Annotated in this window: 6 protein-coding genes, 5 tRNA genes and 1 pseudogene; 9 read left to right on the plus strand and 3 right to left on the minus strand. The window is 41.1% G+C overall.

Going from position 1 to position 12,873, the window contains the following annotated elements; genetic code table 11:
* Window positions 1-9: 9 nt before the first annotated feature.
* Window positions 10-219 carry an LPS translocon maturation chaperone LptM gene (lptM, locus tag QNK26_RS08710; protein ID WP_319222275.1) on the minus strand — a complete coding sequence of 70 codons (210 nt, stop codon included), beginning with the start codon at window positions 217-219 and terminating at the stop codon, window positions 10-12.
* A 76-nt stretch (window positions 220-295) separates the two neighbouring features.
* Here lptM and cyaY point away from each other — a divergent pair, with 76 nt between their 5' ends.
* Complete coding sequence (gene cyaY / locus QNK26_RS08715) at window positions 296-607, plus strand: iron donor protein CyaY (protein ID WP_319222276.1); 312 nt, start codon at window positions 296-298, stop codon at window positions 605-607.
* Between the two features lie 703 nt (window positions 608-1,310).
* Here the strand turns inward: cyaY and QNK26_RS08720 are convergent.
* Together QNK26_RS08720 and QNK26_RS08725 are read right to left on the minus strand one after the other, a co-directional pair.
* The gene (locus tag QNK26_RS08720) at window positions 1,311-1,967 is read right to left on the minus strand and encodes a Qnr family pentapeptide repeat protein (RefSeq protein ID WP_319222277.1); all 657 of its coding nucleotides are present in this window, start codon (window positions 1,965-1,967) and stop codon (window positions 1,311-1,313) included.
* Between the two features lie 936 nt (window positions 1,968-2,903).
* Window positions 2,904-5,390 (minus strand): class I adenylate cyclase, encoded by a 2,487-nt coding sequence (locus tag QNK26_RS08725; RefSeq protein ID WP_319222278.1) that lies wholly within the window; start codon window positions 5,388-5,390, stop codon window positions 2,904-2,906.
* 430 nt (window positions 5,391-5,820) lie between these two features.
* Here QNK26_RS08725 and QNK26_RS08730 point away from each other — a divergent pair.
* The 8 genes and pseudogenes from QNK26_RS08730 (at window position 5,821) to QNK26_RS08765 (ending at window position 12,868) form a co-directional block, all read left to right on the plus strand.
* Window positions 5,821-5,896, plus strand: a tRNA-Val gene (locus QNK26_RS08730).
* A gap of 66 nt (window positions 5,897-5,962) precedes the next feature.
* A tRNA-Lys gene (locus tag QNK26_RS08735) sits at window positions 5,963-6,038 on the plus strand.
* A gap of 23 nt (window positions 6,039-6,061) precedes the next feature.
* A tRNA-Met gene (locus tag QNK26_RS08740) sits at window positions 6,062-6,138 on the plus strand.
* A gap of 39 nt (window positions 6,139-6,177) precedes the next feature.
* Window positions 6,178-6,253, plus strand: a tRNA-Val gene (locus QNK26_RS08745).
* A gap of 49 nt (window positions 6,254-6,302) precedes the next feature.
* Window positions 6,303-6,378, plus strand: a tRNA-Lys gene (locus QNK26_RS08750).
* A 592-nt stretch (window positions 6,379-6,970) separates the two neighbouring features.
* Window positions 6,971-8,227 carry a TolC family protein gene (locus tag QNK26_RS08755; RefSeq protein WP_319222279.1) on the plus strand — a complete coding sequence of 419 codons (1,257 nt, stop codon included), beginning with the start codon at window positions 6,971-6,973 and terminating at the stop codon, window positions 8,225-8,227.
* 8 nt (window positions 8,228-8,235) lie between these two features.
* Window positions 8,236-9,723 carry an efflux RND transporter periplasmic adaptor subunit gene (locus QNK26_RS08760; protein WP_319222281.1) on the plus strand — a complete coding sequence of 496 codons (1,488 nt, stop codon included), beginning with the start codon at window positions 8,236-8,238 and terminating at the stop codon, window positions 9,721-9,723.
* A pseudogene (locus QNK26_RS08765) lies at window positions 9,723-12,868 on the plus strand (efflux RND transporter permease subunit). The gene QNK26_RS08760 and the pseudogene QNK26_RS08765 overlap by 1 nt, the downstream one beginning before the upstream one ends.
* Window positions 12,869-12,873 lie beyond the last annotated feature (5 nt).

Raw genomic sequence — 12,873 nt, forward strand, 5'->3', positions numbered from 1 at the left:
AATGTTTGTTTATTCTGCTGCAGCGTTTGGCGTCTCACTTGCGGTATTGTTATCAACACTTGTCGCTGCCTGTGTTGTTACCTGTTTTGGCTTGGCTTTCGCCGCATCAGGTCCAGTTCCAGGTGCATATAAAGGACCTGAAATACCACAACCACTCAACAAGCTAGCACTAAATAACAAGGCTAATGTAATAAATGTTGTTTTTCTTACTTGGCTCATAACCGACTCAATGATAAATTAATTCTATCCCTTATAATCGCACTGACAAAATTAAAAGCAATAGGATTAATAAAAAATGACTGATTCAGAATTCCACCAACAGGTAGATGAACTATTAATAAGCTTTGAAGAGATCATTGATGACAGTGATGTTGAACTCGATTATGAAAACAGCAACAGCATTTTGACTTTATACTGCCGTGATGGCTCACAGATTATTTTAAACAAACAAGCGCCATTACATCAGCTGTGGGTAGCAACAAAAGCCAACGGTCATCATTTCGAATTTATTAATGATGTATGGATTGATAACCGCACGCAGCAGTCTTTATCCGTAGTATTGACCGACGCGGTTAAAAATCAGGGCGGTGAAGACGTTAGTTTCTAACGCGAAGTGAATGCCAATCACGTAATTAGTCGTGATTGGTATGATTTAGCTGATAGATTTGATCGCTATAAATTATATGCTAAGTAAATTTTAGACAAAGAAAAGGGCTGCACTAGTAACTAGTGCAGCCCTTTTACGTTGTCGTAATAGCTCATATCCTTGAACTTATTGTGCTCCCTGCACTTAGACATTTTACCTAATCCATTAGGTGATTTACTTTTCCCCAATCCTTTGAGTTGTTCCTTTGGCAATCCTAGCCTAACAAGTCATCCTAACCTGTTTCTCGTCTCCGTCCTGGAGGTGTCCTTCATTCACTCTAAATCCGTGAGTGCTATCCTTGTCATCCACCCCATCCTTGCGGTTTCAGTAGAGAGCCAAGTCATCATCCTGATGAGCTTCCTGCTTCTCTGGGAACAAATATAACAAATCTAAAAATAATTAATCGCAACCAAAAACAAATTAAATTAGTGCTATAACACTAAAAAATCAGCGTAGATCGCTATAAATGCCGTGAGAATAGGCTTTAGGCATCATAATTAGCGACGTAAACTTCTTCATCGTCTAGGATCACACCTCAATATAAGTACGATGTCCCCCAACGTGAATAGTCGATCTCTTACACGCCAATTTCAGCGGATAAACTCACCGTTTGTATTGTGTAAATCAGCAGCAGTTAATCTGTGATCTTGATCACTTGGCCTTATTAATCACCCTGAATAATTAATCCCAAAGGCACTAATAGTTGTTCCTGCTGCCAACTGCAAATACGCACACCTTGTAAGTTTACCCGTCTTGGATCCAAACCAGTAACATCGACATGACTTAAATTACACTGCTGTAAATTAAACTGCGACCAACTCTCTTGTGAAAATTCACCGCGACTCAAGTCAGAACCCTGTAATGAAGCCCCCAATAAATTACAGCCTGTCCAGCGATTTTCATATAACTCACATTTTTCGAGCCGCGCCTCAGCCAGGTTGGCATAACTCAAATTACATTGCGTTATATAGGCAGAGCAAAAGAAGATTTTTTGGGTTATATAATTAGCAAAACTGGCACGGCTAAAATCGACCCCCTTTAAATTACAACCGCGAAATTCAATACCAAAACATTCAGCGCCAATAAACAGACCCATGCTTAAATCACAATTTTTAAAACTCGCGCCTTTTAAATCCGCATAATCAAAACGGCAACCGCGAATATCGCCACGTTCAATAAATTTACAATCAATAAACTCTGCATCAGTTAATTGCGCATGATTAAAATCACAACGGTGAAATGTACAGCGAGTAAAGATCATTGATTCTAAATCTTGATCTACAAAGTCGGCTTCAATAAATGTGCTATCGGTCGTTTTCATTATGTTGTTCCTTGCTCGAATTAACATCAGATTACTACCAATATAGCCATCAGATCTAGCACTATTACTGTGCTATTTTGAAATAAAAGCACTTGATTATAATTGCTATTTTAAGAGGGATAATGAGACGACTAAGAAGATAAAATGGATATAATTACATGGCAGTCGAATCTTCAGTAACGGTTAACACAAGTAACCTCTGGGGCTGCTATTGGGCATGATAATAAATAAGCAATTACCGATAAAAAAGGGGTGAAAAAGCAGCGTACTCAAGTGAGAAAAGAAAATTGAAGAGAAAAAATAAAACAGCAGATAAAAGAAAAGGACGGCATAAATGCCGTCCTTAAATAGTCACGTAGCCCAATCCTTGAACTAATTTTGCTCCCTGCAAATTGACTGACCTAATTTCCTTTAGGTTTAACTCCCAATCCATCGGGTATTTTTTATTACCATCCTGGTACAATAAATCACTCCGATTTATTTCCTCTCCATCCTGGAGGTGTCCTTTATACTCATATCCTTTGAGTGTCCATCGCATCTTCATCCTGAAGACTTTTCCTTGCGGCCACATCCTGTGGTAAATCCTATTCGATAATCCATATCTAGTTAGTAATCCTTACCAACTACGTTTGCGTCCTTACGGATACCTACTATAGAGATATCCCATTTTGCTGCAATGCATAAATCGATTTTTTTGCATAAAAAATACAAGATCTAGGTCACAAAATAAATGCATCGCATTAATATCAACAACTTAAAATCAAAGGCAAGGTGTATCACATGACTAAAAAAGAATACAACCACAATAATTGACAAGGATAGTCGCACAAACTTAATGGGCAATCTCTTACACACTAAAACCCGAGATTGAAAATGAAATTTGTCGTTTGATGAAAATATACTAAAGAGATGACAACTTAGAATAAAAAAGAGCGATTATTTCGTCGATACATAAGGAATTACTTCTAATTCTTTATTCTCAGAATGTACGATGTCGTAAAATTGCGGTAAATTGAAATTGGCAAATGTACCTTCATTACGTGACTCTTCTTGAGAGTTGGTATAGAAACGGTGCACACCTTTAATCAGCTCATCTTTATTGCCACTTAAATGCTGATAGGTTTCCACACGATTGGCTTCGTCAACGATATAAACGTTGAAACCATTTTTATAATTCTCAAAAAAGAATTGTACTAAACCTTCTGATGAATGCGATTCAACCGCTAAAGGCGTACCTTCAGCAGTGGTAGTTTTATCTATTCGTAGCGGCATTTGTTCAAGTTTACGCTCAGAAATATGGTGATACAGATCTAATGACGTTTCAACTTTACGAATAGACACACCACGACGTTCGAAATAAATACCAAAACGTTCATCACTAATGGCCAGCATTTTAACTATTTGCCCTTTATCACGCTGTAATCGAGTACTAATACAATCACGCACCAGACGTTCAAAGCTATGACGGATCAAACCGCGAAAATGTAGGCTATAACAGAATACTTTAATCGAATCGGGTTCCCTTGCGTCTTGATGCATTTTTCCCATGATCGTCGTTAATGCATCAACAATACGTTCTTCACCAGAAAAATGCAGGGTGCGCACTTCATTCCAAGAATTACGGTAAATCAGATCAATACTACCCACTAAGCAAGCTTTACAATCACCAAATGAAAATACATCACTGGTATTGGTATCAAACTCAATAATTCGACCACCCCAATGATTAGTCGGATCGTGTTCTAAGTTTAGAAAAATTGATAAATCACGGATTTCACATGGGCGGCTCAATGCTTGATTAGAAGCGGGTTTGGCATTGATCGGAAATTTATTTTTTAAATCTTTGCAGAATGAATTCAATACATCGATATTCATATCTGAATTTTGATTGAAAATATCAACTCGAGTGCTATCCACCATTAATCCATTAAAATAACTCCATGCCACCAACTTACTCAGATAACCGTTGTGCTCTAAAGGCTTACGACCAACAATCTGCATAGGCTCTAATGACGAGTTATATAAATACCAACCTGAATTATTAAAACGACCGTCCGGAACTTGCACAAAACTAAGTTGTTGTTCGGATAGGTCCGGAGAGATCTGTGGATTAATATAAGTCACTTTGCCGGGCAAGGATTCAAACGCGGCGTATAACTTACGCGAGAGAATACCAATATCGGCAGGATTAATGGATTCACTAATATTATTGCGGCGCGCAAAACCAATCAAGTTTCGGTAACCCTTCATCATGGCATCAAGTAATTCGGGATGCGCTTCTTGTACCTGTTCAATTTTCCAATTATCACGATTATCAAGATGGGCAATACGATCAGGATGCCAGTTCCATTCACTGATAACCTCAGCAACAGCAATGCGATGCCATTCTGGACGTACCAATTTTTCGTCCGCGCAATTCCCACTGAACATCTTTAAGTAAAAACAGCGACGCAATAGATCAACGCGTGCCTTATCGCCAATTTTTTCGAGATAAGCGGTTACTTTGACTAAGATCTGATAATAAGTATCGTGCGACAATTCCAATTGTTGTGAAGACGCCAATTGAAAATTTTCTTTCATTATTTGCGATAACAAGCGGTTATTTGGGTATTCAGCCGAGTAAGCTTCCATTAATAAGGTTTTCAATACCGCTTTATAAGGAGAATCAATACCTTTATACAGCTGCCATAATGCAGAACCAAAATACTCTTCAGCAGGAATACGTGGAAAACCACCTAAATCAACCCATTCTTTACGATCAAGTACACCATCAGCGACGAGTTTATCAACGTAATCATCATAATTATTGTCAAACTCAACCGGTAAAATATGCCACAGACTTGGCTTACCCGCGATCAGTAAAGCGCTACGATAAAACTCATCTAACAAAAGAAAGTGTTGGGCACTGCCACAACTTTCTTTTGTCATCACCGCATTGTTTACTTTTCGAAATTTATCTTCGGCAATCAGAAAGAAATTAACTTCAATATTATAGGTTTCAGCCCACGCGGTTATTAACGTGCACTTCTGCTCTAATAAATCAGCTTGCTCAGCACTCATGCTTGGATCATGACAAACCCAAATATCGAGATCGCTACGCCAATTCTGACCGATAGATCCGGTACTGCCCATGGCATATAAACTATATATCGGCGAGCAAGTGATACATTTATCATCAACTAATTCGACATTTAAGGCGGTTAAATAGTCTTGCTGTTGCTCATCGGGGGTAAATAAACAGATACCATATGGCACCTCAGTATCAAGATAAACAGGTAGGTTAGGGTGATTACAATGCAATAATAGAGGTAAAATAGCTGTCACTTCACGGCCATTATCATCCATTATGGACAAGGCGCGATCTAGTCTAAGCTGATTAAACAACTTAGCTTTCTGTTTCAGTTCAGCAATTTTATTCTGCAAAATAAAACCTTACATGAGAGAAAACTATGCTTACTATTAATTGACTTTTAAGCACTCAAAAGTCGCTTATATGGTGGGCATTGAAGTGTGATGATGCTAACAGTTTTCTAGATAATGGTAAACTTATAGCGCCAAAATAGTCACATTATTAATATGGATTAGGCTGAGGGTCGATTAAAATCATATAGATCGTTACATTATAATTATTGTGGCAGTTCGTAAATTTGTTATCTAATATTAAAATTTCGGCTGGCACAATCCAATTGCGTGCATTTTATAAACAAAAAGAAGTAAAAAAGATCGCCCCTAAACAATTTAAATAAAATAATTGATTTAGGGGTTGCATAAACATTTAGATCTGGATAATATCTGCCACCTCGATTAGGGGCGCTGCATTAAAACAACGTCACCAAAATTAATCGAAAGTATGGGGTCCTTAGCTCAGTTGGGAGAGCATCGCCCTTACAAGGCGAGGGTCACTGGTTCAAGCCCAGTAGGACCCACCATATATTAAATCTGGTTATATCTTTTATAAGATAAGTAACGGGATTTACTATGAAGAAAGAATTCGGGGGCTGTTAGCTCAGTTGGTAGAGCAGTTGACTTTTAATCAATTGGTCGAAGGTTCAAATCCTTCACAGCCCACCACTTTCTTTATTACACAGCATTGTCGCGGGATGGAGCAGTTTGGTAGCTCGTCGGGCTCATAACCCGAAGGTCGTAGGTTCAAATCCTGCTCCCGCAACCAGTTAAAACGATAGCCACAACTATCGCTAAAAAATAATGTGGGTCCTTAGCTCAGTTGGGAGAGCATCGCCCTTACAAGGCGAGGGTCACTGGTTCAAGCCCAGTAGGACCCACCACTATTGTGGTGTATGTCATAAGACATAACTATAAAAAGAAAGACTACGGGGGCTGTTAGCTCAGTTGGTAGAGCAGTTGACTTTTAATCAATTGGTCGAAGGTTCAAATCCTTCACAGCCCACCACTTTCTTATAAGAATAAATAAAAAAACCTCGTTTATCGAGGTTTTTTTATACCTAAAATTTAGTGTCCGAAATTATAATCTCAATGCTTGACCTTCCCCCTAAGGTAACGATTACCATCTCTAGCCTATTCATTTTTATTTACTGCTGATGTCGAACTTTTCATGCGTATAGTATTATTGATTTTATTAATCTTAATCAACACATTCTCATTACCGCTTCAGGCAATGAGCAAACATACTATGCCCGCAAATATCTCTTGTGATATGCAAGCAATGTCTGCAAGCCAAAAGCATATGACAGTTGCAATGACTGAAACTAGCCATTGCCTAGATCCAATCGATTCAATAAACGAAAATAATCATTCTAATTGTTGTAAAACCGATGCCTGTAACGACTGTACTAGCATCAGCGTCGTCTCTTTTATTCATACCCATAAACTGATCATAGACAGCCATAAACAAAGTAACGCCGTCCGTAAAGAATCAAAAAACCTCTTAATAAAATATCCAGATAACCTCTATCGACCTCCTTTAATTAGCTGATTTAAATAACTTTTAAATAACTTTTAAATCAATTAATTAAGGAAATACAATGCCATCCAAAATTTATTTGGGGCTATTAGCATTACTGACCGTAAATGCCAATGCCCAGCAACTAACGCTATCTGTTGCCGAAGATATTGCGCTACAACGCGATCCATCGGCAGGCTTATATCAAGCGCAGCAAGCAAGCTTTCAAGCCCAAGCAATCAGTCAATCACAACTTGCCGACCCAATGATTAAGCTCGGATTAGCCAATGTACCGATTGATAGTCTGTCATTGTCCGATGATCCCATGACCCAATTTAGTCTTGGTCTATCACAACAATTTTCACGCGGTGATACGCTGGCGTTAAATGCCAAAAGTTTTACCTTACAGACTCAACAAAGTCGACAACTAGCAGAAAACCGCCAGTTAGAATTGCAACTTAAAATCCGAGAATTATGGTTTGATATTCGTTTTACCAACATAGCGCAAACCATATTGACTAAAAATAAGCAGTTGTTTAGCCAACATGTGAGTAATCTTTACCGTGAATTTGAATTAGGCTATCGCCAGAATCAAGATTTAATTAAAGCGGAGTTGGAACTGGCTAAATTTGATGACAAAATTGCCGCCTTTGCGCAGCAAGAGCAAGCATTACGTGGACAACTGGTTACTTGGGTTGGTCCACAAGCATTTGATGAGCTTGATCCGCAACAGCCCACTTGGCCACAAAGTGTTGAATACTCGAAGCAAAAAAGTATCTCTCATTATGCCTTACTCGCCAATCACCCACAGGTTTTAGCCGCACAACAAGCCATTGATGTAGCGCAGAACAATATTGCTACCGCCAATGAATCTTATAAACCGGCATTTAAAGTTGACATTGGTTATGGTCACCGCGACGCAATAGACATGAATACTGGTTCGAGTCGCAGTGATTTGCTCAGTGGTTCGGTTACTCTCAACATCCCCTTATTTACCCATAATCGCCAAGACCAAGTCGTCATTGCTGCGACTCAAGGTAAAGGAATGAAACAAGCTGAAAAAGATCTACTACTGATTAAATTCAATGGCATATTAAATGGCGCTATCGCCAACTTCAACAATACCACCGCTAGAATGCAGCGCTACCAAGACACCCTTCTCGTCCAAGCACACTCAAATAGTGAAGCCGCAAGACAAGGTTATCAAGCCAATACCAATGATTTTGAACAAGTCATCAAATCCTTAATGGATGAGCAAGCACTGTCGCTTGAATATCAGCAACTACGCTTTCAAAATTTAAAAACTTTAGCCCGCATTCGTTATTTCCAAGCATTATAGAGGTCGACATGAAAACATTACTTACCAGCTCAATGACATTAGCGCTCGGTATTGCCGCCGGTGCTTGGTTCGTGACACAAACAGCCAGCAATGTAACCAGCGCAGAACCACAAATACTTTATTGGGTAGCACCTATGGATGCCAATTACCGCCGTGATACCCCAGGGAAATCACCAATGGGGATGGATCTTGTCCCTGTTTATGCAGAGCCCACTGCTAGTGCAAAAAATCAAAAACCACTGTATTGGGTTGCGCCTATGGATGCGAACTACCGCCGTGACCAACCCGGGAAGTCACCAATGGGGATGGATTTAGTGGCTGTATATGAAGATGCCTCAACAGAAAGTGATGCTGGCTTAGTGACTATCTCATCACGAGTAGAAAATAATTTAGGGGTACGAACCCAAGCCACCCAACGCCGTCCTTTCGCCAACCAAATAAATACTGTCGGTATGCTGGAGTTTAATCAAGATACACTGTGGCAAATCAACAGCCGAGTCTCTGGTTGGGTAGACAAGCTTTACATCAATAACACTGGCGAGTTCGTCACTAAAGGTCAGCCATTATTAACCTTATATTCACCCGAATTGATTAAAGCCCAGGAAGAGCTACTCAATACTTTACGCATTGGCAATAAAACCTTAATCGCTTCAACAACCCAGCGTTTATCAGCCCTAGGGATTAACCAAGCACAAATTGACCAACTCGTTAGCAATAAAAAAACCATCCAAAATGTCACCATATCGGCACCAGAATCAGGCTATATAACGAAGTTGGCTATCCGTGAAGGTGCCTATATAACCCCGGCGACTCAGATTATCGAAGCGGGACAATTAACCGAGATATGGCTGCAAGCCGAGATTTTTGAATCGCAAGCTAACTTAGTGCAGATTGGCGATAAAGCACAAATACAAATAGACAGCTTTCCCGGCCAAGCTTGGCAAGGTGAAGTTGATTATATTTATCCAGAATTAAATACCGCAACTCGCACCCTAAAAGCCCGAATAAGAATAGTGAATACCGATCAAACATTAAAACCAAACATGTTTGCGACATTAACACTAAGCAGTCAACAACAACAAAATTCACTCCAGATACCACGTGAAGCAGTGATCCGTTCTGGCTCTTTTGATCGGGTAGTACTGGCTAAAGGCAACGGCCAATATCAATCAATTAAGGTAACCATCGGCAGAGAAGCTGCAGGGTATGTAGAGGTATTAGCGGGACTTAATGACGGTGATAACGTGGTAACGAGTGCGCAGTTCCTGCTGGATTCAGAATCAAGTTTAACCGCCGATTTTAGTCGTCTCGGCGCACCAGAAAGCCAGTCAAAAGCAAACATGGCAATGGACCATAGCAATATGAACCACGATGACATGATGCAAATGGAGCATAGTAAGATGGACATGAATACAGATGTGGTGCCGCAATCAAACCAAGCCAATTCAGAAGATGATTTATCTTGGTTAGACTTTGATGATGAGGGGGCGCTGTAATGATCAAAAAAATAATTACATGGTCGATAGACAATAGGATCATGGTCTTACTCGCCACCCTAGTCGTGCTTATTTACGGTAGTGTTGTGCTCAAAAACACCCCCATTGATGCAATCCCCGATCTGTCCGATGTGCAAGTAATCATTAAAACTAGCTACCCAGGCCAAGCGCCACAAGTGGTTGAAGATCAAGTTACCTACCCACTGACTACTGCCATGCTGTCAGTCCCAGGGGCAAAAACAGTACGTGGTTACTCTTTTTTGGTGACTCGTATGTTTACATTATCTTTGCTGATGGTACTGACATGTACTGGGCGCGTTCACGAGTATTAGAATATTTATCACAAGTGACGCCCAATCTACCGAGTACCGCAAAACCAGCATTGGGACCTGATGCCACGGGTGTAGGCTGGGTATATTCATATGCACTAACCGATACCAGCGGTAATCACGATTTAAGCCAACTGCGCAGTATCCAGGATTGGTTTTTAAAATATGAATTGCAAACTGTTGCAGGTGTGTCAGAAGTGGCCACTGTCGGCGGCATGGTCAAGCAATATCAAATCACCGTGAACCCAGATAAATTACGCAGTTACCAAATACCGTTATCATTAATCACTAACGCCATTAAACAAGGTAATCAAGAAGCAGGCGCGAGTGTCATTGAAATGGCCGAAGCCGAATACATGGTACGTGCCAATGGTTATATTAACTCAATTGCTGATTTAAAAAATATTCCCTTAAAGCTAAGTAATACCGGCACGCCGTTATTATTAGGTGATGTCGCGGATATTGTCCTTGGTCCACAAATGCGCCGTGGCGTTTCCGAACTCGACGGTAAAGGTGAAGTGGTGGGTGGCATTATTGTCATGCGCTACAATGAAAATGCCCGAGAAGTCATTAGCGCGGTCAAACAAAAACTGCAAATATTACAAGCCTCACTGCCAGCAGGCGTGGAGATAGTGCCCACTTATGATCGTTCAACATTAATCGATAATGCGGTCGAAAATCTTTACCAGAAATTACTGGAAGAATTTTTGGTGGTGATCGTAGTGTGCGCTTTATTCCTCTTCCACATTCGCAGCTCATTAGTGGTGTTAGTCAGTTTGCCTATTGGTATTTTGGTCGCTTTCATTGTGATGTCGTGGCAAGGTATCAATGCTAATATCATGTCACTCGGTGGTATCGCCATTGCGATTGGTGCCATGGTTGATGGTGCTATTGTGATGGTTGAGAATGTCCATAAACACATAGAGAAAACCCCGTTAACAGATGACAACCGTTGGCAAGTGATCAGTAAAGCGGCAGCAGAAGTTGGACCGGCATTATTCTTTTCGTTACTGATCATTACCTTTAGCTTTGTACCGGTATTCGTACTAGAAGGCCAAGAGGGTAAAATGTTTGCCCCACTGGCGTTTACTAAAACCTATGCGATGGCGGCATCGGCAGGACTAGCGGTGACGTTAGTACCAGTACTAATGGGCTACTTCATTCGCGGTAAAGTATTACCTGAGCAGAAAAATCCCATCAACCGTGGTTTGATCGCCTTATACCGTCCTGTATTAGCACTCAGTCTCAGAGCACCGGTACTGCTACTTTGCATCGTGATAGGCCTAGTCGCGGTCGGTTTTTATCCCGTCAATAAGATCGGCAGTGAATTTATTCCACCGTTGGATGAGGGTGACCTGATGTATATGCCGACCACTTACCCCGGTATTAGCATAGGTAAAGCGCGAGAATTATTACAACAAACCAATAAGTTGATTAAAACTTTACCCGAAGTTGAACGGGTATGGGGTAAAGCTGGTCGCGCCGAAACCGCCACTGATGCAGCGCCATTAACCATGATTGAAACCTTCATCACCTTAAAGCCAAAAGCCCAGTGGCGTGAAGGGATGACTTCTGAGGGTTTACGTCAAGAGTTGGATAAGTTAGTGCAATTCCCCGGACTCACCAATGCTTGGGTGATGCCAATTAAGACCCGTATTGATATGTTAGCGACAGGGATCAAAACCCCCATAGGCATCAAAGTGGCAGGCGAAAAACTGGTTGAGATTGAAAAAATCGGTAAACAAATCGAAACCATATTACAGGATGTTCCCGGCACCGCATCTGCTTATGCAGAGCGGGTAGCTGGCGGACGTTATGTAAAAATTGATATCAAACGTGAAAAAGCGGCTCGCTACGGACTGAATATTGCGGATGTACAAGGCGTGATATCCACCGCAGTCGGTGGTGTTAATGTCACTCAAACCATTGAAGGATTAGAACGTTATCCAGTCAATGTCCGCTACCCACAGTCTTATCGCGACAGTATTGAGCAAATGAAATTATTGCCAATAATCACCCAACAAGGTGCAAGGATCGCCCTAAGTGATGTAGCCAATATCTATGTAGAAGACGGTGCACCGATGATTAAAACCGAAAATGCCCGTCCCAATGGCTGGATTTACGTTGATATCGAAGGCCGCGATCTTGGTTCATACGTGGCAGATGCTCAGCAAGCCGTTGCCGAACAGTTAGTATTACCCGCGGGTTATTCACTGACATGGTCAGGGCAATATGAATATATGCAACGCGCTAAAGAAACCTTATCAGTGGTGATCCCTGCCACACTGGCGATCATCGTATTATTACTTTACCTCGCCTTTAGACGCGTGGGTGAAGTACTCCTGATCTTAGCCACCCTGCCCTTAGCCATGATTGGCGGTATCTGGTTGTTGTATTTACTCAACTACAATTTTTCCATCGCCGTCGGGGTTGGCTTTATTGCCCTTGCCGGGGTCGCGGTCGAAATTGGCGTGATCATGCTGGTATATTTAAACCAATCACTAGCCAGCGTACAAACGGCAGGTAATTTAACCAAAGCCAAGTTACAACAAGCGGTAATGGATGGCGCGGGATTACGCGTGCGCCCCATCATGATGACAGTAGCAACCGTGATCATCGGCTTAATTCCAATTATGTATGGTGATGGTACCGGCTCACAAGTTATGCAACGTATTGCCGCACCTATGATTGGTGGCATGGTATCTGCGGTCATACTGACCTTATTAGTTTTACCGGCAAGCTTCTATCTGTGGAAATCAATCAGCTTAAAATCGGTAATGGTTGCAGATCAAGATGCTAACAACACCAATAAATAAAATAG

This window comes from Moritella sp., assembly GCF_033791185.1.
Classification (GTDB): domain Bacteria; phylum Pseudomonadota; class Gammaproteobacteria; order Enterobacterales; family Moritellaceae; genus Moritella.